The sequence below is a fragment of the Streptomyces rubrogriseus genome (genome assembly GCF_027947575.1).
GTDB classification, from domain to species: domain Bacteria; phylum Actinomycetota; class Actinomycetes; order Streptomycetales; family Streptomycetaceae; genus Streptomyces; species Streptomyces rubrogriseus.
In genome coordinates this window covers 3,721,425-3,741,384 of the sequence record NZ_CP116256.1, presented here as the reverse complement: position 1 = coordinate 3,741,384, position 19,960 = coordinate 3,721,425, and the positions used below count along the sequence as shown (strand labels likewise).

At 73.1% G+C, this 19,960-nt stretch carries 21 protein-coding genes; 6 read left to right on the top strand and 15 right to left on the bottom strand.

Annotated features, from left to right (window positions below):
- Nucleotides 1-36 precede the first annotated feature (36 nt).
- Genes Sru02f_RS17170 through Sru02f_RS17145 form a run of 6 tightly spaced genes read right to left on the bottom strand, consistent with a single transcriptional unit; the run spans nucleotide 37 to nucleotide 6,151 of the window.
- Nucleotides 37-912 (bottom strand): phosphogluconate dehydrogenase C-terminal domain-containing protein, encoded by an 876-nt coding sequence (locus Sru02f_RS17170; RefSeq protein ID WP_109030891.1) that lies wholly within the window; start codon nucleotides 910-912, stop codon nucleotides 37-39.
- Nucleotides 912-1,712, bottom strand: coding sequence for a sugar phosphate isomerase/epimerase family protein (locus tag Sru02f_RS17165; protein ID WP_109030890.1), 801 nt, complete (start codon nucleotides 1,710-1,712; stop codon nucleotides 912-914). The genes Sru02f_RS17170 and Sru02f_RS17165 overlap by 1 nt, the downstream gene beginning before the upstream one ends.
- Nucleotides 1,712-2,497 carry a triose-phosphate isomerase family protein gene (locus Sru02f_RS17160; protein ID WP_109030889.1) on the bottom strand — a complete coding sequence of 262 codons (786 nt, stop codon included), beginning with the start codon at nucleotides 2,495-2,497 and terminating at the stop codon, nucleotides 1,712-1,714. The genes Sru02f_RS17165 and Sru02f_RS17160 overlap by 1 nt, the downstream gene beginning before the upstream one ends.
- Entirely contained in the window at nucleotides 2,497-3,009 is a 513-nt protein-coding gene (locus tag Sru02f_RS17155; RefSeq protein WP_109030888.1) for a ribose-5-phosphate isomerase, read from the bottom strand. Before Sru02f_RS17155 ends, Sru02f_RS17160 begins: the two co-directional genes overlap by 1 nt.
- A gap of 11 nt (nucleotides 3,010-3,020) precedes the next feature.
- Nucleotides 3,021-4,787 (bottom strand): dihydroxyacetone kinase family protein, encoded by a 1,767-nt coding sequence (locus Sru02f_RS17150; protein WP_109030887.1) that lies wholly within the window; start codon nucleotides 4,785-4,787, stop codon nucleotides 3,021-3,023.
- Entirely contained in the window at nucleotides 4,784-6,151 is a 1,368-nt protein-coding gene (locus Sru02f_RS17145) for an MFS transporter (protein ID WP_109030886.1), read from the bottom strand. The genes Sru02f_RS17150 and Sru02f_RS17145 overlap by 4 nt, the downstream gene beginning before the upstream one ends.
- Nucleotides 6,152-6,387: 236 nt before the next feature.
- On the opposite strand from Sru02f_RS17145, the gene Sru02f_RS17140 reads away from it, so the two are divergent.
- On the top strand, nucleotides 6,388-7,149 hold the full coding sequence (locus Sru02f_RS17140; protein ID WP_109030885.1) for a FadR/GntR family transcriptional regulator: 762 nt from the start codon (nucleotides 6,388-6,390) through the stop codon (nucleotides 7,147-7,149).
- Between the two features lie 92 nt (nucleotides 7,150-7,241).
- On the top strand, nucleotides 7,242-8,465 hold the full coding sequence (locus Sru02f_RS17135) for a cytochrome P450 (RefSeq protein ID WP_109030884.1): 1,224 nt from the start codon (nucleotides 7,242-7,244) through the stop codon (nucleotides 8,463-8,465).
- An 18-nt stretch (nucleotides 8,466-8,483) separates the two neighbouring features.
- On the opposite strand, the gene Sru02f_RS17130 is transcribed toward Sru02f_RS17135, so the two are convergent.
- From Sru02f_RS17130 to Sru02f_RS17105, 6 genes are all read right to left on the bottom strand, one after another.
- Complete coding sequence (locus tag Sru02f_RS17130; protein WP_109030883.1) at nucleotides 8,484-9,746, bottom strand: cytochrome P450; 1,263 nt, start codon at nucleotides 9,744-9,746, stop codon at nucleotides 8,484-8,486.
- Complete coding sequence (locus Sru02f_RS17125; protein ID WP_109030882.1) at nucleotides 9,743-10,381, bottom strand: GTP-binding protein; 639 nt, start codon at nucleotides 10,379-10,381, stop codon at nucleotides 9,743-9,745. Before Sru02f_RS17125 ends, Sru02f_RS17130 begins: the two co-directional genes overlap by 4 nt.
- Nucleotides 10,362-10,718, bottom strand: a complete 357-nt coding sequence (locus Sru02f_RS17120) for a DUF742 domain-containing protein (RefSeq protein WP_003978275.1) — start codon at nucleotides 10,716-10,718, stop codon at nucleotides 10,362-10,364. The genes Sru02f_RS17125 and Sru02f_RS17120 overlap by 20 nt, the downstream gene beginning before the upstream one ends.
- Nucleotides 10,715-11,134, bottom strand: coding sequence for a roadblock/LC7 domain-containing protein (locus Sru02f_RS17115; protein WP_003978274.1), 420 nt, complete (start codon nucleotides 11,132-11,134; stop codon nucleotides 10,715-10,717). The genes Sru02f_RS17120 and Sru02f_RS17115 overlap by 4 nt, the downstream gene beginning before the upstream one ends.
- A gap of 164 nt (nucleotides 11,135-11,298) precedes the next feature.
- A complete protein-coding gene (locus tag Sru02f_RS17110; protein WP_109030880.1) occupies nucleotides 11,299-13,026 on the bottom strand; it encodes a sensor histidine kinase in 1,728 nt (575 codons plus the stop codon).
- Between the two features lie 280 nt (nucleotides 13,027-13,306).
- Nucleotides 13,307-14,194 (bottom strand): LysR family transcriptional regulator, encoded by an 888-nt coding sequence (locus Sru02f_RS17105; protein ID WP_109030879.1) that lies wholly within the window; start codon nucleotides 14,192-14,194, stop codon nucleotides 13,307-13,309.
- An 85-nt stretch (nucleotides 14,195-14,279) separates the two neighbouring features.
- Between Sru02f_RS17105 and Sru02f_RS17100 the strand changes: the two genes are divergently transcribed.
- Together Sru02f_RS17100 and Sru02f_RS17095 are read left to right on the top strand one after the other, a co-directional pair.
- A complete protein-coding gene (locus tag Sru02f_RS17100; protein WP_174855036.1) occupies nucleotides 14,280-15,140 on the top strand; it encodes a PhzF family phenazine biosynthesis isomerase in 861 nt (286 codons plus the stop codon).
- Nucleotides 15,141-15,209: 69 nt separating this feature from the next.
- On the top strand, nucleotides 15,210-16,049 hold the full coding sequence (locus Sru02f_RS17095; RefSeq protein WP_109030877.1) for a lysozyme: 840 nt from the start codon (nucleotides 15,210-15,212) through the stop codon (nucleotides 16,047-16,049).
- 27 nt (nucleotides 16,050-16,076) lie between these two features.
- Here Sru02f_RS17095 and Sru02f_RS17090 read toward each other — a convergent pair whose 3' ends face one another.
- The 3 genes from Sru02f_RS17090 to Sru02f_RS17080 all read right to left on the bottom strand — a co-directional run bounded on the left by Sru02f_RS17090 (nucleotide 16,077) and on the right by Sru02f_RS17080 (nucleotide 18,608).
- Complete coding sequence (locus Sru02f_RS17090; protein WP_109030876.1) at nucleotides 16,077-16,799, bottom strand: FAD binding domain-containing protein; 723 nt, start codon at nucleotides 16,797-16,799, stop codon at nucleotides 16,077-16,079.
- A gap of 170 nt (nucleotides 16,800-16,969) precedes the next feature.
- Complete coding sequence (locus Sru02f_RS17085; protein WP_244941770.1) at nucleotides 16,970-17,761, bottom strand: hypothetical protein; 792 nt, start codon at nucleotides 17,759-17,761, stop codon at nucleotides 16,970-16,972.
- 106 nt (nucleotides 17,762-17,867) lie between these two features.
- Nucleotides 17,868-18,608 carry a class I SAM-dependent methyltransferase gene (locus tag Sru02f_RS17080; RefSeq protein ID WP_109030874.1) on the bottom strand — a complete coding sequence of 247 codons (741 nt, stop codon included), beginning with the start codon at nucleotides 18,606-18,608 and terminating at the stop codon, nucleotides 17,868-17,870.
- Nucleotides 18,609-18,652: 44 nt separating this feature from the next.
- On the opposite strand from Sru02f_RS17080, the gene Sru02f_RS17075 reads away from it, so the two are divergent.
- Both Sru02f_RS17075 and Sru02f_RS17070 read left to right on the top strand, forming a co-directional pair.
- On the top strand, nucleotides 18,653-19,258 hold the full coding sequence (locus tag Sru02f_RS17075) for a flavodoxin family protein (RefSeq protein WP_164278530.1): 606 nt from the start codon (nucleotides 18,653-18,655) through the stop codon (nucleotides 19,256-19,258).
- Between the two features lie 94 nt (nucleotides 19,259-19,352).
- Nucleotides 19,353-19,916 (top strand): Dps family protein, encoded by a 564-nt coding sequence (locus tag Sru02f_RS17070; RefSeq protein WP_087804625.1) that lies wholly within the window; start codon nucleotides 19,353-19,355, stop codon nucleotides 19,914-19,916.
- Nucleotides 19,917-19,960: the final 44 nt, after the last annotated feature.

Below are 19,960 nucleotides of genomic sequence, written 5' to 3'. Positions count from 1 at the left end.
CCCGTGCGGGTCTCCGGCGTCGCCCGTAGCTTTGGGTCAGCGCTTGATCTCCTTGATCTTCAGCATGCGTGTGATGACCTTGTCCAGCTCCTCGTCGTCGAAGACCTTCTTCCAGTCCTCGCGCACGATGGACTCACGGCCGTAGTCCATGGCGATCAGGCAGGCGTCCGAGAAGGGGTTGGAGCCCTTCAGGGTGTTGGCGAGGGCGACCTGGGTGTGGCCGAGCAGCATCGCGCGGGCCGCCTTCTCGGGGACGCCGACGGTGTGGACGGTCTCGTGCAGGGCCTCGGTCAGCAGGGCGCCGACCATGCAGGCGATGGTCTCGACGAGGGTCGGCTCCAGCACGGCGAGCTGCTTCACGGTGACCCAGTGGACGTCGACGACCGGGGCGTACATGACGCGGATGACGGAGTCGGCGAGTTCCTGCTTGGCCGCGTCCCCGCCCTCGTAGGCGGCGACGACCTCCTGCGGGGCGGCGATGCCGCCGAAGGTGTCCTGCCACTCCTCCTTGGTGGTGCGCTCCAGGAACACCGAGGGGTGGCAGGGGTGGGCGCAGGCGTAGTGGATGTCCTCGCGGGCGAAGAGCAGACCGGCGTAGGCGGCGGCCGGGTCGAGGGTGAGGACGACGGTGCCCGGCTTCATGAGCGGCACGAGTTCCTCGGAGACCTTGCCGAGGACCACGTCGGGCACGGCGAGGACGACGACGTCCGCCTCGGCCGCGGCGGCGGCGGACTCGGTCAGTTCGCGGCCGAGGTCGCGGATCAGCTCCTGCCCCTTGGGCGACGCCTCGCTGAAGAGGACCCGGAAGTCGCTGTCGACCAGGTTGTTGGAGACACGCTGGCCCATCTTGCCGGCGGCCCCGATGACGGCGACGGTCTGCACGTCGGCGCGGGTCTGGATCTCGGTGGCCATTACTTGCTCCTCAGGAGGGTGTTGATGCTGTGCTGCGTCCACTGGTGTTCGAGCCGGGCGGTGGCGTCGTAGCCCTCGTCCTGCCATGGGAGCCAGTGCTCCACGATCTGGTTGATGCCGCGGTCCCCCGGACCCACTGCGGCGATCATGGCGTCGTAGTCCAGGAGGCCCTCGCCGAGCGGGCAGCCCGCGTAGGTGAAGCCGACCCAGCCGTCGCGGCGGGTGAAGGCGAAGTCCTTGACGTGGATGTTGACCACGTACGGCGCGGTGGCGACCACCACGTCGGCGGGGCGTTCCAGCCGGGCGACGCTGTTGCCGGGGTCGAGGACGATGCCGAGGTGCGGGTCGTCGACGGCGCGTACGACGCTCACCAGGTCGTCGGTGGCGACCTGCTCGTAGGTCTCCAGGCCGAGGGTGACGCCCGCGGCGGCATAGCGGGGCACGGCCTCCTTCAGGAGGGTCACGGCCTCGGCGGTGTCCGGGCGGTGGTCGGCCGTGTTGAGCATGGAGCGCACCAGGGTCACGCCCAGCTCGCCCGCCAGGTCGAGGTACGTGAGCAGGTGGTCGGGACGGATGCCGCGGGTGCCGAGTTCGAGGGTCAGGCCGAGGTCGGCGGCGGTGTCGCGGAGGTCGGCGAGCCGCGCGCGGTCGTAGGACTCGATCGGCGCGTAGTCGCAGATCTGGAAGACCTGGCCGCCCAGCTCCGCCGTGTCGCGGAGCATGTCCGGCAGGCCCATCGGCTGGGGGGCGCGGGCCGAGAGACGCCAGAAGTAGGCGTAGGTGCTGATGCCGTACGCCATCACGCCACCGCCGCCGAGGTGGTGGCCGGGGACCGGATCTCGTCGAGGATCGCCTCGACGTTGGCCGGGTCGTGGGCGAAGCGGCCGAGGAACAGGCCCTCGGCGGTGCCGGCCAGGCGGGTCAGCAGGCCGGGGCCCGCGCTGCCGCCGTAGATGACGGTGGAACCGGCGTGCCGGGGGTGGGAGTCGAGCCAGCCGCGCAGGGCGGTGCAGACGGTGGCGATGTGGTCGGCGGAGGCGGGCTCGGGGGCGCCGATGGCCCACTGCGGCTCGTAGGCGAGGACGACCGCGCCCGAAAGGCCGCCGAGCAGCCGTTCCGCCTCGGCGACCGTGCGGGAGGCTGCGTCGGCCGGGTCGGCCGCGTCGCGTTCGCCGACGCACAGGACGGGGGTGAGGCCGTTGCGCAGGGCGGCGGCGGTCTTGGCGGCGACGACGGTGTCGCCCTCGCCGTACAGGCGGCGGCGCTCGGCGTGGCCGACCTCGGCGTAGCGGCAGCCGATCTCCTTGAGGACCGGGCCGCCGACCTCGCCGGTGTAGGGGCCGCTGTCCTCGGTGGCGATGTCCTGGGCGCCCAGCGCCACGCCGTAGGGGGCGAGGATGCCGGTGGCGGGGACCAGGGCCGGGAAGGTGGGCAGGACGAAGAGGCGGGCGGCGCCGGAGGTGACGGCGGGGTGCCGTTCGGCCAGGGCCGCGATCCCGCGGGACCAGTTGAGCGTCTGGTGGTGGCCGAAGTACATCTTGAGGCTCACCCCCAGCAGCACGGGGGACGGTGCGGGGGCGGGCATCAGGCGGCCGCCCCGCCGTCGGCCGCGCTCCCGCTCGCCGCACCGGCGTCGTCGGCGGTCTCGTAGTCGCTCATCAGCTGGACCTTGGCGGCCGACGCCGAGCTCTCGTCGAAGCGGTAGGTGAGCCATTCGGCGGCGAGGCGGCGGGCCAGTTCGAGGCCCACGACGCGCTGGCCGAAGGTGAGGACCTGGGCGTTGTTGGACAGGACCGCCCGCTCGACGGAGAAGGAGTCGTGCGCGGTGACGGCCCGGATGCCCCTGACCTTGTTGGCGGCGATGGCGACGCCGAGGCCCGTGCCGCACACCAGCAGGGCGCGGTCGGCCTCGCCCCGGGCGACCATCTCGGCGGCGGCGATGGCCACCTTGGGGTAGGCGGTGTGGCCGTCGGCGTCGACGCCGACGTCGGTGACCTCGGCGACCAGGGCGCTGCCGCGCAGGTCCTGCTTGAGGGCTTCCTTGTACTGGTGGCCGGCGTCGTCGGAGCCGACGACGATGCGGAGCTTGTCGGTCATGGCGGCTTTCCTCAGTGGTGGTCGAGCAGTGCGCCGTGGACGGCGCGGGTGATCAGGGCGAGGGAGTGGGCGCCCGCGTCGGGGGTGCCGAGGGACTTCTCGGCGTGCGGGCGGGCCCGGCCCCGGCGGGGCAGCAGGTCGGCGGTGCCGGCGGCGGCCGCGGTGGCGGCGGTGGCGGCGCGGTCCCAGGCCTCGGCGAGGGGCAGGCCCTCGGCCGTGGCGGCGGCCAGCGCGTCGGCGAAGGGGACCAGGACGTCGACCATGGTCTTGTCGCCGACCTCGGCCCCGCCCAGCCTGCGTACGGCGGCGGAGGCCTCGGTGACCCCTTCGGCGACGCGGGCGGCGTCGGGGGCGTCCCGGTCACCGAGGGCCGTGCCGAGGGCGCGCAGGATCGTGCCCCACAGCGCGCCGGAGGTGCCGCCCGCCTTGTCGGCCCAGGCGTCGGCGGCGCGGGTGAGGACGGTTCCGGCACCCCCGCCGAGCCCGTGGGCGTCGGCGGCGGCCCGGTGGGCGGCCGTGGAGCCGCGTTGCATGCCGATGCCGTGGTCGCCGTCACCGGCCACGGCGTCGATACGGCCGAGTTCGTCGGCGTGGGCGTCGACGACCCGGGCCACCGCGTCCAGGGCGGCCAGGACGGTGTCGGCGGCCCGGCGGGAGGCGTCCGAGGCGGCGGGTACGGCCGTGATGCCGGAGGCGGCCGCGTCGGATACGGCGGTGTCCTCGGCAGCGGCGGTCGCGGCCGCCCGGTCCTGGTCGGGCTCCGGGCCGCCGAGGGCGCCCTTGCGGTAGGCCGGTGTGTCGGCCGGGGCCCGCCACAACTCCTCCAGCCGGTCGTCCAGCCAGGTCAGCGTCAGCGAGATGCCGGCCATGTCGAAGCTGGTGACCAGTTCGCCGACCTCGGGATCGACGATCTCCACACCGGCGTCGCCGAGGAGGGCCGCGACCTCGCGGTAGACGACGAACAGCTCCTCGTACTTGACCGAGCCGAGGCCGTTGAGGATCACCGCGGCACGCTGTCCCGCCGGGTCGGCGACGTCCTCGGGCAGCTCCTTCAGCAGGGTGTCGACCAGCAGCCGGGCCGCCTCGTCGGCGGTGGGCAGGGCCTCCTCGCCGATGCCGGGCTCGCCGTGGATACCGAGGCCCACGGCCATCCGGGCCTCGGGCACGGTGAACAGGGGATGGTCGGCGCCGGGCAGGGTGCAGCCGGAGAAGGCGATCCCGAAGGAACGGGTGCGGGCACCCGCCCGTTCGGCGACCCGCAGCACCTCCTCCAGGGGCAGGCCCTGCTCGGCCGCGGCGGCCGCCGCCTTGAAGACGGGCAGGTCACCGGCTATGCCACGGCGCTTGGCGGATTCGTCGGGGCCCGCGCTGGAGATGTCGTCGGCGACGGCGAACGTGCGGGTCTCGACGCCGTCGGCGGCGAGCCGCTCGGCGGCCTGTCCGAAGTGCAGGACGTCACCGGCGTAGTTGCCGTACATCAGCAGGACTCCCCCGCCCCCGTGCGCGGCGGTGGCCACGGAGTGGATCTGCCGGGCGGAGGGCGAGGCGAAGACGTTCCCGACGGCAGCGCCGTGTGCCAGACCGCGGCCGACCAGGCCGGAGAACGCGGGGTAGTGGCCGGAGCCGCCGCCGATCACCACGGCGACCTGGCCGGCCGGGGTGGCGGTGGCCCGGACGACTCCGCCGGTGACCGGCCGGACCCAGCGCCGGTGCGCGGCGGTGAAGCCCTCCAGCGCCTCGTCGGCGAAGGCGGCCGGGTCGTTGAACAGGCGGGTCATCGCAGGGCCTCCTCGGCCTGGGGTTCGGGGGCGGTGGCGGGCTCGCCGGTGCGGTCGCGGGCGGCGAGCAGGATCATCAGCACGGCGGACAGCAGCATGAAGAAGCCGACGAGGTAGAGCGGTACGTAGTAGGCGCCGCTCCAGTCCTTGAGCCAGCCGGTGATGTAGCTGGAGGCGAATCCGGCGACGTTGCCCGCGGTGTTGATCAGGGCGATGCCGGCCGCGGCGGCGGCTCCGGTCAGGAAGCGGGAGGGCACCGACCAGAAGACGGGCAGCGCGGCGAAGATGGCGCAGGCGGTCACGGTGATCACCGCGACGGTGGCGGTCGGGGAACCCATGTAGAGCGCGAGGGGGATGGACACGCCGCCGACTACGGCCGGGCCTGCCACGTGCCAGGTGCGGGTGCCGTGACGGGTGGCGTGCCGGGTCCAGAAGAAGAGGACGACCGCGGCGGGCAGGTACGGGATGGCGGTGATCCAGGCCTTGTCCATGACGCTGAACGTGGTGTCGTACTGGTCCTGGAAGCCGTTGATGATCGTCGGCAGGAAGAAGGCGAGGGCGTACAGGCCGTAGACGAAGCCGAAGTAGACGGCGGCGAGGGTCCAGACCCGTCCGCTGCCGAAGGCCTTCCTGAGGTCGCCCTTGGCGTGCTTGCTCTCGTGGCCGGTCTTCTGGGCGTTCTCGGCGGCCAGTTCGGTGGTCAGCCAGTCGCGCTCGGCGGGGGTGAGCCACTTGGCGTCGGCGGGCTTGTCGATCAGGTAGAACCAGGCGACGACACCCAGGACGATCGCGGGCAGCGAGACGAACAGGAACATCACCCGCCAGCCCTCCAGGCCGAAGAGCCCGTGCCGGCCGATCAGCCAGCCCGCCAGCGGGGCGCCGAAGACGGTGGTCAGCGGCTGGGCGAGGTAGAACAGGCCGAGGATCTTGGTGCGGTGGCGGGAGGGCACCCACTGGCTCAGGAAGAGGATCGCGCCGGGGAAGAACCCGGCCTCGGCGACGCCGAGCAGGAAGCGCAGCGTGTAGAGCTCGCCGCTGCTGCTGACCCAGGTGAACAGGAGGGAGACGATCCCCCAGGTCACCATGATCCTGGCCAGCCAGCGGCGGGCCCCGAAGCGGTGCAGGGCCATGTTGCTGGGGACCTCGAGCACGATGTAGCCGAGGAAGAAGATCCCGGACGCGAAGCCGAACTGGGCGGCGGTCAGGGCGAGGTCCTGTCCCATGCCGTTCGGTTCGGCGAACGAGACGGCCGTGCGGTCCAGGTAGTTCACGAAGAACATCAGCGCCACGAACGGCACGAGGCGGACTGAGACCTTCTTGATGGCAGTTCTCTCGACTGCCGCGGATGGCGCTTGGGCACCCATGGGCGACTCCTCGGCTCGCCCGGACAGCTCCGTCCGGGTTGGGTCACTCCGGGTGGTCCGCCACGGGGGCGGCCGACCGGTTCGCCTTCACGCTAAGCCTCCGATGCAAATTGGTCACCAATTTACCAGTGTGGTGAGAGTCATAGATCCACCGCGGACCCAACTCTTGACAAACTGCCACCGAGAGGGGGATGAACTGCCTGGTCAGCGGGGTGCGCACGGCATCTGGTTGACTGGTGACCGTGACCAGTCAGCCTGATCAGCACAGCTCCGCCGGCGCGCCCGACCTCGCACGGCTGCTGCGCCCCGTGGTGCGCGAGTCGTCCGTCAGCGAGGTCGCCAAGCGGCTCCTCGACCACCTCTCGGCCGGGGACATCCGGCCCGGCACCCGGCTGCCCGCCGAGCGGCAGCTGGCCGAGGCCCTGGGCGTGGCGCGGTCCAGCGTGCGCGGTGCCCTGTCGGCCCTGGACGTGCTCGGGATCATCGAGATCCGCCCCGGCTCGGGGTCGTACGTGCGCGAGGGCACCTCGGAGTTCCTGCCCCGGGCGATCAACTGGGGCCTGATGCTGGGCCAGCGGCGCACGCAGGACCTGGTCGAGGTCCGCACCCACATGGAGGGCGTGTCGGCCCGGCTCGCGGCGGAGCGGGCCACCGACGCGGACGTGGCCAGGCTGGAGGAGCACCTCCAGCACATGCGCGACGCGGGCGGGGACGTCACGGCGTTCATCGACGCCGACATCGCCTTCCACCTGGAGACGGCCCGCATCGCCCGCAACACCGTGCTCAGCGACATCCTGCACAGCATCCGGGCGCTGCTCCAGGTCTGGATGGAGCGCGTCAGCGACATCGAGGGCACCGTCAGCGGCACGTTGTGCGAGCACGACGCGGTGCTCCAGGCCATCCGGGCCCGTGATCCGGAGGCCGCGGACCGGGCGATGGCCGAGCACATGCGGATGGCCGGCGCACGGCTGCGCGCCTCGGTGGACGGCGAGGCCTGACCCGGCGGCAACCGCCCCGCCGCGCGGTCTGTCGGAGCCGGCGCCTCGTCAATAGCCTGGTGCGGCAATGGCGTTGTCGACCGAGGAGTCCCATGTCCACCGCGCAGCAGGTCCCCGACATCCTCTCCCCCGAGTTCGCGGCGAACCCGTACCCGGCCTACCGGACGATGCGGGACAGCGCTCCGCTCATCCGGCACGAGGCCACCCAGAGCTGGATCGTCTCGCGCTACGAGGACGTGGAACGCGTCTTCAAGGACCGCGCCGGTCAGTTCACGACGGAGAACTACGACTGGCAGATCGAGCCCGTGCACGGCCGGACGATCCTCCAGCTGAGCGGCCGGGAGCACGCGGTCCGGCGCGCCCTGGTCGCCCCGGCCTTCCGCGGGGCCGACCTCCAGGAACGGTTCCTGCCGGTCATCGAGCGCAACTCCCGTGAGCTGATCGACGCGTTCCGGCACACCGGGCGCGCCGACCTGGTCGCCGACTACGCGACCCGGTTCCCCGTCAACGTCATCGCGGACATGCTGGGCCTGGACAAGGCCGACCACGACCGCTTCCACGGCTGGTACACGTCGGTCATCGCCTTCCTCGGCAACCTCTCCGGCGACCAGGAGGTCGCGGCGGCCGGTGCGCGCACCCGGACGGAGTTCGCCGAGTACATGTTCCCGGTCATCCGGGAGCGTCGCGAGAACCCGGGCGACGACCTGCTGTCCACGCTGTGCGCCGCCGAGGTGGACGGCGTCCGGATGAGCGACGAGGACATCAAGGCGTTCTGCAGTCTGCTGCTCGCGGCTGGCGGCGAGACCACCGACAAGGCGATCGCCGGCATCTTCGCCAACCTGCTGGCCCATCCGGAGCAGTTGGCGGCCGTGCGCGAGGACCGGAGCCTGATCCCCCGCGCCTTCGCCGAGACGCTGCGCTACACCCCGCCGGTCCACATGATTATGCGTCAGACGGCGACCGACGTCACGCTCAGCGGCGGCACGATACCCGCCGGTGCCACCGTCACCTGCCTGATAGGGGCGGCCAACCGGGACGAGAGCCGCTACCGGGACCCGGACCGCTTCGACATCATGCGCGACGACCTGACCACGACGACCGCCTTCTCGGCCGCCGCCGACCACCTCGCCTTCGCGCTCGGCCGGCACTTCTGCGTCGGCGCCCTGCTGGCGAAGGCGGAGGTAGAGATCGGGGTCGGGCAGCTCCTGGACGCGCTGCCCGGCCTGCGGACCGAGGACGGCTTCGAGGTGGTGGAGCAGGGCGTGTTCACCCGGGGCCCGCAGTCGCTGCCGGTCCGCTTCACACCCGTGGCCTGAGGTACCGCGCGCCGGTGCTCAGGCCACCACGGGGGTGAAGAGCGCGGGCAGGGCGGTCAGGCCGCGCATCCAGATGGACGGACGCCAGGTCAACTCCTCGGGCTCGACCGCGAGTACGAGGTCGGGAAGGCGCTCCAGCAGCGTCTCGACCGCGGTGCGGGCGACGACGTCGGCGAGCAGGGGTGCCGGGTACGGGCACCGGTGTTCCCCGTTGCTGAACGACAGGTGTGCGGAGTTCTCGGCGCCGACGTGGGCCTCGGGCCACAGCTGCGGATCGGTGTTGGCCGCGGCGAAGCCGAGCACGAGGCAGTCGCCGGCCCGGATGTGCCGACCGCCCAGCTGGGTGTCGTTGACGGCCCAGCGTCCGATGAAGTTCTGCGTGGGCGTGTCCAGCCACAGCACCTCGTTGAGGGCCTCCCCCACGCTGAGGCGGCCGCCGGAGACGTTCAGGGCGAAGCGCTCGTCGGTGAGCAGCAGGCGCAGCGTGTTGCCGATCCAGTTGGCGGTGGGCTGCTGGGCGGCGGCGATGACGGAGATGAGGTCCTGGACGATCTCCTCGTCGGTCAGTCCCGCCGGGTGGGTGAGCATGCGGGAGGTGACGTCGGGGCCCGGACGCTCGCGCTTGTGGCGGACCAGTTGGTGGATGCGCTCGCCCACGCGTGTGTAGGCGGCGACCGGGTCGTCGCCCTCGGCCGCGTCCAGGGAGATGCGCAGGTCCTCGACGAGCTGCTGGGTGTCGGCGCCGGTGTGCGGCATCCCGCACATCCGGACGGCGGCGAGCATCGGCAGGGGGTGCGCGTAGCCGCTCATCAGCTCGGCCCGGCCGCTTCCGGCGAAGGCGGCGATGAGCCGGTCGGCGAGGTGCCTGCAGTCCCGGGCCAGTTCGAACTGGTCGATGCCGGCCAGTGCCTGGGTGATGACGCCGGCCCGCCGCCGGTGCTCCTCGCCCTCGGTGAACAGGACGGACGGCTGGTGGCCGACGTAGGGCAGCAGGGGCCAGTCGGGCGGGATGCTGCCCCACTGGTTCCAGCGGCGCGAGTCCCGGGCGAACAGCTCGTCGTGACTGGTCACATAGCTGACCTCGGGGTAGCCGAGGACCAGCCAGGCGGGGATGCCACCGTCCAGGAGCACCGGCGCGACGGCGCCGTGTTCGGCCCGCAGACCTCGGTACAGCTCCGACGGCGTCTGCTGGTACTCCAGTCCGGCCAACGGCACGGCGTCCGGGTGGGCGGGGCAGCCCGGTGCGGCGACGGGGTGGGGTGACGGGTCGATGTCGGTCACGATGCGCTCTCCTGGGCCAGGGCCAGTTGGTAGAGGTGGTCCACGAGGCTGACCAGCACGTGCTTGCCGGAGGTCCGCACCCGCGCGTCGCAGTCGATCAGCGGCACGTGGTCGGGCAGCGCGAGGGCCAGCCGGATCTCGTCCAGGGAGTGCCGGGCGGTGTCGTCGTCGAAGCGGTTGACGGCCACCACGAACGGGGTGCGGTGGTGTTCCAGCCGGTCTATCGCGTACCAGGAGTCGTCCATCCGGCGGGTGTCGACCAGGACGACCGCGCCGAGGGTGCCGGAGAACAGCCGGTCCCACAGGAACCAGAAGCGTTCCTGGCCCGGGGCGCCGAACAGGTACAGCACCATGCGTTCGTTGAGGCTGATCCGGCCGAAGTCGAAGGCCACGGTGGTGGTGGTCTTCGACGTGACCCCGCCGGTCTCGTCGACGCCGACCCCGGCCTGGGTCATGACCTCTTCGGTGTTGAGCGGCCGGATCTCGCTGACGGAGCGGACGAGGGTGGTCTTGCCGACTCCGAAGCCGCCCACGACGACGATCTTCAGCCCGGTCTCCGCGGCGTCGGTCAGGGGCTTGCGGCCGGAGGTCGTGGTGGAGCCGGAGGCGGCCGGGTCAGAGGTTGCGGAGCCCATGGAGCACCTCCTGGAGAAGGGCGGTATCGGGGTGGGACGCGGCGGTCTGCCCCAGGCGCGGGTGGCGCGCGGTGATGCTTCCGGTGGCGAGCAGGTCGCCGAGCAGGATGCGCACCACCGTGATCGGCAGGGCCAGTTCGGCGGCGAGTTCCACCACGGCCGTGGGGTGCCGGCACAGGTCGAGGATGCGGACGTGCTCCGACTGCATGCCGGCCGACGGCCCGCACTCGGCGACGACCAGGGTGACGAGGTCGAAGGAGTCGTCGGCACGGCTGCGCCCGCCCGTGACCGTGTAGAGCCGGTCGGGTGCGCCGGTGTCCACGGGCCTGCGCGTCACGAGGAGCTGCCCCCGGGGACGGCGTGGCGCGGCTCGGCCCTCAGGTGTTCACCGATCTGCTCGACCAGCTCGGTCATCTGGTGGCCGACCACGCCGGGGTCGGCGTCCTCCACCGCGACGACGGCCAGGTGCGCGCCCTCGCCCGCCTCCACGATGAACAGCAGCCCGCCGTGGAACTCGGTCATGGAGTGCCGCACGCCGCCGGTGCCGTTGCCGAACTCGACGGAGGCGCCCTGGGCGAGGGCCTGGATGCCCGAGCAGATCGCGGCGAGCTGGTCGGCGCGGTCCAGGGTGAGGTGTTCGGTCCAGCAGAGCCTGAGGCCGTCGCGGGAGAGGACGAGGGCGTGGCGGGTACCGGGGGTGCGGTCCAGGAGGTTCTGCAGGAGCCAGGTGAGGCTGTTGTCGGTGGTCTGCATGTTGGGTGCGGGGACGGTGGTTCCTGGTGTTGCGGTCACCGGCCCGTTCCTCCAATCTCACGAGCGACACGAGCGGTGGGGCGAGGGGCGCCGGTGCGCGCCGGGGGGCGTGCTTGCGGGTGCGGTGCGGGTGCTGTGCGTTGGGGCGCGGTCCTGCCCGCCTCCTAGCCCGGGGCGGGCGGTTCGGACTCCGACGCCCCGCCGGCCGCCCCGGACCGGCGCCCGCGGTGGAAGGCGCCGAAGCTGGCCCCGGCGTCGCGGGAGGCGGACGCCGCCGGGTCGACGGGCGGCCGGTGGTGGTCGCGGCGTTCCCGCTCGGCCTCCGCCTCGGCCATCGTGCGGCCCGGGGAGCGCATGGGCAGACCGCCCGGCGTGGCGGTCGCGGGACCGGGGCGTACCGCCTGTTCGGGCAGGACGGTCCGCTCCACCGGCCGGACGTCCGGGACCCGCCGCGTGTACGCCGGGGCCTCCGCGGCCGGGGCGGGGCCCGGGACGGTGGGGGCGCCGCCGCCGAAGGTGCGGCCGGTCAGGACGGGCCCGGGGTCGCGCTGCTGGGCCAGCAGCTGGGGCGGCACCAGGACGACGACACCGGTGCCGCCGCGCGAGGAGGGCCGGTAGCTCACGCCGACGCCGTACTTGGCGGCCAGCCGTCCCACCACGGCGAGACCGAGGCGGGTGCCCTGGAGCGAGGCCAGGTCGTTCGTCCGCCCCGACACCGCCTGTTCGGCGTGGCGCATGGCGGCGTCGGCCATCTTCAGCCCGCTGTCCTCGATGGTGACGACGATTCCGGCGGTACGTTCCTCCACGTAGACGTGGACCTCGTCGATGGGTGGCGAGAAGTTGGCCGCGTTGTCCATGAGTTCGGCCAGCAGGTGCATGACGCCCTCGGCCGCGTAGCCGGAGATCGCGGCGTCGGTGGAGCAGTGCATCCGGACCCGCTGGTAGGCGGCGATCCGGCCGACGGCGCCGCGCAGGATGCTCTCCATCACGATGGGTCTGTTCCAGGCCCGGCTGGAGCGGCCGCCCATCAGGAGGGCCAGCCGGTCGGTGATGAGACCGAGCTGCGAGGTGCTGTGGTCCAGGCGCAGCAGATCGCCGAGGACCTCCTCACCGTGACGATCCTGCATGTCCCTCAGGTCGGCGAGCATGCTGACGGCCTTGGCCTGGACTCGGCTGAGGGACTTGGCGGAGGCGGCCTGCGCGGCGGCGGTACGCCGCTCGCTGTGGGCCAGTTCCCGGACGAACAGCTCGGCACAGGCGCGGGCCTGTGCTCCCCGCGGCCAGTCCAGTTCGGCGAGGACGATCTCCGCCGAGGTGCCGTCCCGCAGTTTCCCCACGGCGGCGGGCAGGGTGCTGTTGGTGAGGTGTTCCAGCTCGGCGACGCCCCGGCGCGTTTCCCCCAGTGCCTGCTGCCGCCTGGACTCGGCGTCCGCGGCGTGCCGCACCGCGTCCTCCACCAGGACGGCGAAGCTCTGGACGACCTGCCGCAGGTGCGGCCCGGAGGAGGGAGCGGTGTTGGCGACGGCCTCGTCCGCGCCGGTGCCGTCGCGCACTTGCTGCGCGATACCCGGTAACGCGACGTTGACCAGGTGCACCAGCCCGGCGTTCTCCTGTGCGAGCTGGGCCTTGAGGGCGCTGATCTCCGTCCGCCGGGCCGCCGCGGTCCGGCGCGCCCGTCCGACCAGGTGGGAGCCGAGGACGACGGAGACGGCGACGCACAGCCAGGACGTCACGGCGAGGGTCGCGGTCCAGCTCCGGGCGGTCTCGGGAGCGGCCGCCCAGGCGGCACCGGCGGCAGCGGCGGCGGCCGGCAGCACGAGCAGGGGGACGGCTGGGGTGGAGCGGTGAGGTTTCTGCGTCCGGGTCGGGGTGGGGGGTGCAGACACTGACATTCCGCGGTCCCTCGGGTCCTTGAGAGCGGGGAAAGGGCCGGTCGACCTGGGTCGACCGCGGGCCGGAGCCGGGCCACCGGCGAATGGTGATCACTCCGGCGGGCTTGCGGCTCATGCTAGTCAGCGGGTTGACCGGGCACGCCGGACCGGCCGCAGACCCCACCGAGGAGCGAACTTTCCCGACATCTCACCGATCGAACTCACCGATGTGGTACTGGCGTTCTGCCTGGGGCGGGTGTTCCGGGCCGGCGCCTCGGGTCGGGCCCCGGGTGAGCGGCGGTCAGTCGCCCAGATGACGGACGAGTGCCCGGGCGACCTCCTGCGCGGCGGGTGCCGTCCAGCGCCTGCGGTGCCGGGCGAGCCGTACCGGTGCGGCGGGGAAGCCGGGGCCCTCCACCCGTACCAGGCGCCCGCGGCGGAGTTCCTCCGTCACCGTGGTGAGCGGCAGCAGCGTGAGCCCCAGCCCGGCCGCGACGCAGTTGCGCGCCGCGTCGACGCTGCCGAACCTGGTCAGCCGGGGCCTGGTGTCCGGCACCTCGAGCAGCCGGCGGGCCAGCGCGTCGCTGTAGGAGCAGCCCTCCTCCAGCAGGAAGAAGCTCTCCTCGGCGAGTTCCGGCCAGCTAGCCGCCCGCCCCCGGGCGGCCAGCGGGTGTCCGGGAGCGGCGACGAGGGCGAGCGGCTCGCGGCCGACCGGCTCCGACGTCACGTCCGGGAACTCCGTCTCCTCCTCCAGCAGCAGGGCGAGGTCGAGGCGTCCCGACCGCAGCCCCTCGACGCACTCCCGGGTCCCGGCCGCGTACAGGTGGACGTCCACCTCGGGGTGGCTCGTGCGCAGCGCGGCGACCAGTCCCGGCAGGCGGCTCGCGCACAGGGACTCCGGGCTGCCGATCACCACCCGCCCCGACACGGCGCCGGCCTCCGCACTCCCGGCCCGCAGCCGCGCCACGGCGTCGAGCACCTCCTCGGCCCGCTCCAGGAGGCGGCGGCCGGCGTCGGTGAGCAGTGCTCCGGTGGGCAGGCGGTCGAAGAGCCGCACGCCGAGGTCCCGTTCCAGGGTGCGGATGTGCACGGTGACGGTGGACTGGGCCAGGTGCAGTTCGGCCGCGGCTGCGGTGAAGCCGCCGGTGCGGGCGAGGACGGTGAAGGTCGTCAGCAGTCGGGTGTCCACGGAGCCAGGGTATGCGGTTCGCCGATGGAGGAGATCACGAACGATCGTTGGACACGATCGGCGGGCGGCTGGCAGCGTGTCCGCCATGACGACAGAGATCCTGCGCTACTCGGCCTTCACCCACGACCCGGCGGGCGGCAACCCGGCCGGAGTGGTCCTCGACGCGTCCGGGCTGGACGACCCGGCGATGCTCGCGATCGCCGCCGAGGTGGGCTACTCGGAGACCGCGTTCGTGACCGGCGGCGACCCGGAGCGACGGCGGTTCCGGGTCCGCTACTTCAGTCCGCTGGCCGAGGTGGCGTTCTGCGGGCACGCGACGGTGGCGCTGGCCGTCGCCCTGGCCGAGCGGCTGGGTCCCGGCGAGGTCGTGCTGGACACGCCCGCCGGTGAGATCCCGGTGTCCACCGCGGTCGACGGGACCGGAGCGGTGCGGGCCACCCTCACCAGCGTGCCGACGCGTTCGCGCCCGGCGCTGCCCGCCGAACGCGACGCCGCGCTCGGAGCGCTCGGCTGGACGGCGGCCGACCTGGATCCCGCCCTGCCCGCCCACGTGGCGTTCGGGGGGAACGACCACCTGGTGCTCGCCGCGGCGTCCCGGGCCCGGCTGGCCGACCTCGACTACGACTTCGACGCGCTCGCCGAGGTCATGCGGCGCTACGGCTGGACGACGGTGGACCTGGTGTGGCGCGAGTCGGCCGAGCGCTACCACGCCCGCAACCCGTTCCCCGTCGGCGGCGTCGTGGAGGACCCGGCGACGGGTGCCGCGGCCGCGGCGTTCGGCGGGTACCTGCGCGAACTGGGCCTGGTCACCGGCCCGGCCAGGATCGCCGTCCGCCAGGGCGAGGACATGGGCCGGACGAGCGAACTGCTGATCGAGGTGGGTCCGCGCGATCCGCGCACACGGGTCACCGGACAGGCCGTGCCCGTCTCCGGGGCCTCGGTCTGAGACCACCCCCAACACCGTCTGGGCGACTGTGGGATGCGGTGCGGCCCGACTGCGGTTCGGATGGGTGCCATGCGCAGACCCATAGCCGTGGCTCAACGCCACTCACGCCTGCTCACCTCAGGCGTCATCCTCGCCGCCCAGTCGCTCCTGCTGACCCTGGCCGCCGTACCGGCCACGGCCTCCGCCGACGACACCAGGACGCCCGCTCGTGGCACCGCCCACATGGGCACCGGCGTCCTCGCCCACGAAGGTGTCCAGGGCCGCCCCGTCGGCACCCGCGCCGCCCAGACCGAGGGGGTGGACGTCTCCAGCCACCAGGGCAACGTCGCCTGGTCGACCCTCTGGAACAGCGGCGTGAAGTGGGCCTATGTGAAGGCCACCGAGGGGACCTCCTACCGGAACCCGTACTTCGCCCAGCAGTACGGCGGTTCGTACGACGCCGGGATGATCCGCGGCGCGTACCACTTCGCGACCCCGGACACCGCGGGCGGCGCCGCCCAGGCCGACTACTTCGTCGATCACGGCGGCGCCTGGTCCAAGGACGGCAAGACGCTGCCGGGTGTCCTCGACATCGAGTACAACCCGTACGGGGCCACCTGCTACGGACGGACGCACAGTCAGATGGTCAGCTGGATCCGGGCCTTCCTGGACCGGTACAAGCAGCGCACCGGCCGCCACGCCGCCATCTACACCTCCACCAACTGGTGGACGCAGTGCACCGGGAACTACAGCGGCTTCGGCGCGGACAACCCGCTGTGGATCGCCCGGTACGCCTCGACCGCGGGGACGCTCCCGGCCGGCTGGGGCTTCCACACGATGTGGCAGTACACCTCGTCCGGGCCGACCGTCGGGGACCACGACAAGTTCAACGGCGCGCTGGACCGGGTCAAGGCCCTGGCCAACGGCTGACGCGGACGGACGGAGCCGGCCGCCGGTTCAGCGGTCGGCGAGGGGGCCCAGGACGCCGGCGACCTGCTCGCGCACCACGTCCCGGGCCCCGGCGGGCAGCGCGCCGATGTCCGTTTGCCCCAGGGCGTCGAAGGTCTCCTCGGCGTCCGTGCCGCATCCGGTGGTCCCGCTCAGCACGTCGTAGCCGTCGCGCACGGCGACGCGCAGCCGGAGCCCGCCCTCGCCGTCGACGTGCACGGCGGTGGCCACCACCAGGGGCGGCGGACCGCCGGCTTCGGCGGGCTCCTTGCGGTAGCCGCTGGCCAGCGGCGTGCGCCAGCGCAGGCCGAGCAGCAGGTGACGCTTCGCCATCACCTCGGCCAGATCGGTCTCGTAGGGGCGGTCCGGGCCCAGCACCGTGGCGCGGGCGTCCAGCACGAGGGCCGCGGGCAGCAGGCAGCGCAGGCTGCTGCCGACGAGGTTGCCGCCGACCGTCGCCGTCCGGCGTACGGCTCCGGTGCCGACCGAGCCCGCCGCCCGGCGCAGCACCTCGGGCACCCGGTCGTCTATGCGGTGCAGCACCACGGCCGCGCCCAGCGACTCGGGTTCGACGGCGGTCGCCTCCGGCAGTCCGCGCAGCGACATGGCCAGTTCCGGGAAGCCGTCGCGTTGCCAGGTGGCCCACACGAGCGTGGCCCCGCCGACGGGCACCGCGCCCTGCGCCATGCACTCCTGCGCTTCGGTCACGGTGGTGGGCTGACGCAAGAGCATGACGATCGACCTGCTTCCCGGGAGTCGGCGGCCGGACGACACCGCGTCTTCCGCCGGGTGATCACGGTCACTGGGATTGTCCGTACCGCGAAGGGGGCGCGTACAGGGCTCACTCGATTCTCGTGTGCGCCCTTTGCGCGCTGCCGCGCGGGCGAACGTCCGGCGCCGGTTCAGGGACCGAGCAACGCGTCGGCCAGTGCGGCGCTCAGTCGCTCGCCGTCCTTGCGGACCAGTGCGGGGACCTGTGCGTTCCACGCCACCGCGGCACGCTCCAGTGCCTCGGCACCGGCCCGCCGGGCGCGGCGCCCCAGCACCGCCGCGGCGAGGGGCAGCAGCGGACGGGCGAAGGAGCGGCCCCTGACCCGTGCCTTAACGGTCACCCGCCAGCGTCCGTCCGGGGCGGGGCGGGGAACGACGGTCACCGAGACGCGGACGAGCGCGTGCGTCAGGGACCCGCCCAGGGGAGCGCGGGAAGGGTGCCGGCCGTGGCTCGTCGCCTGCCACCACCGGCCGAGGTCCAGGCGCAGGCGCCCGGTACCGCCGAGGTACTTCGCCCGCTTGCCTTTGGCCGAGTGCAGCGTCGCCGTCAGCCACGCCTCCCGTGGCCGTTCGACACTGGTGAGCCCGAGGGCACAGACCAGTCGCGCGGGGTGGTCCTGGTCGTCGTCGAGGGTGACGACCTCCAGCGCCGTCTCCCCGCGGCGGTCCCAGGCGAGGACGGTGAGGCACTGGTCCGCGTCCGGTTCCCCGTCCTTCTCGTTCACGGGCCGGTACCGCGCGCCCGGCCCCGGATGCCGCCCCTCCGCCAGCACCAGGCCGGGCAGCGGACGTCCGTCGGGCAGCGTCAGCCGCCCTCCTTCGGCGTCCGTGCCCTCCGCCAGGTCGTGCAGCGCGGCGACGCACGACTCGAACCAGCGGCGGGGTACGGGGGCGAGGGTCACGGTGTGCTGGAAACGGGCCATGCGGTGAGGATGGCCGCCCGGAGGATGCCGCGTCACGGGGGCGGCCGGGCAGTGAGCGGGCGGCGTCGGCTGCCGGTACCGGGAGGTCCTCCCGGAGCGGGCGACGTCAGGCCCCCTCCTCCTCCGGACGCCGCGCGACGAAGACGAACTCCCGCCCCGCCCGGTCGGGGGCCCCGCGCACCTCCTGTAGCACGTACCCCTGTTCGGCCAGATCGGCCGCGACCTCGTCCCGCTCCCGGAAGCGCAGCGTCGAGTCGGAGGTCAGCACCGCGCCGTCCGCGCCGAAGACGTAGGTCCACCGGAAGGTGACCAGCGGGCCGCTCACGTCCAGCAGCCGGCACCAGCTCTCGACGGTGCCCGTACCGGGGACCTCCGCGACCTGGTGGGTGCGCTCGCGGGTCCACTCCTCCCAGGCGCGCCGGGCCGGGTCCCGGGTCTCGAACACCAGGTGCCCGCCGGGCCGCAGGGCCTCGTACGCGCCGCGCAGCGTCCCCTGCCAGGCGGGCCGGCCGGTGATCGCCTGGGCGACGTTCGCCGTCATGGTCGCGAGGTCGACGCGCAGCGCGGGCAGCGAGGTGGCGTCGCCCTCGATCCAGCGCACCCGGTCGGCGCCCGCGCGGCCTCGCGCCACGTCGAGACTGGCCCCGGCCGGGTCGACGCCGACGACATCGAGGCCGCGGTCGGCCAGCAGCAGGGCGAACACCCCGGTTCCGCAGCCGATGTCCAGCACGCTCCGGGCGCCGAACTCGTCGGCCGTGCGCAGATACGGGACGAGGTCGCCGCGGTCGGTTTCGAGCACGTCGTAGAGCGCGGCGAGCCGCGGATGCCGGAAGCACTCGTCAGCCATACGGCCGACGATAGCGTCAGGCCCGCCGGGGAACACGGGTAGGCATGCGCGCACTCGTGATCAACTGCACTCTCAAACCCTCCCCCCAGCCGTCGAACACCGAGGCGCTGGCCGCCACGGTCGTCGCGGCGCTCAAGGGCCACGGGGCGGAGGTGGACGTCGTACGGGCCGTCGACCTGAACCTCAGACCGGGGGTCGAGACCGACATGGGCGACGGGGACGACTGGCCGGGCGTGCACGAGAAGCTGCTGGCCTCGCAGATCCTGGTCATCGCGTCGCCGACCTGGCTCGGCCGCCCCTCCTCCGTGGCCCAGCGGGTCCTGGAACGCATGGACGCCATGCTCGGTGAGACCGACGACGAGGGCCGTCCGGTCGCCTACAACCGCGTCGCCGGTGTCCTGGTCACCGGGAACGAGGACGGTGCCCACCACGTCATCAGCGAGATCGGCGGCGGCCTGGCGGACATCGGCTACACCATTCCCGGCCAGGCCTGGACCTATTGGCACCTCGGCCCGGGACCCGGTCCGGACTTCCTCGACGACGAGCGCGGGCACGACTGGTCGGTCTCCACCGGCCGCGCCATGGCGTCCAACCTGGTGCACGCGGCGCGCGCCCTCGACGCGATGCCGCTCCCGGCCCCGCCGTCCTGATCCCGGCCCCGCCCGCGCATGTCTGCCTGAGCCGATACGGGGCATTCGTGCACGAGCAATGACGTACGAAACGCATGAGGAGCTGAGGTCCGCCATGACGCACGACCTGACCCCGAAGTACACGGTCCCCGGCATCGAGCGCGAGGCCGCCGGACGGCTGATCGGTGTGCTGCGGCTGCGCCTGCACGCCCTCAACGACCTGCACCTGACCCTCAAGCACGTGCACTGGAACGTCGTGGGTCCGCACTTCATCGCGGTCCACGAGATGATCGACCCCCAGGTCGACCAGGTGCGCGAGATGGCCGACGACGTCGCGGAGCGCATCGCCGCGCTCGGCGGGGTGGCCCAGGGCACGCCCGGGGCGCTGGTGGCCGAGCGGAAGTGGGACGACTACTCCATCGGACGGGCGGACGCCATCGCCCATCTCGGCGCGCTCGACGTCGTGTACACCGGCGTGGTCGAGGGCATGCGCGCGGCGGTCGAGGAGGCCGGCAAGATCGACCCGGCCACGGAGGACCTCCTGATCGGTCAGCTCAGGGACCTGGAGCAGTTCCAGTGGTTCGTGCGGGCGCACCTCGAGAGCGCCGGCGGCACCCTCGCGACGGGCAGCGCGACATCCGAGACGGAGGCGGCGGCACGCGGCGCGGAAGTCGCGTAGCCGGACCGCCCGAGCCCGCGGTGACGGTGCTCGGGCCGCGCGGC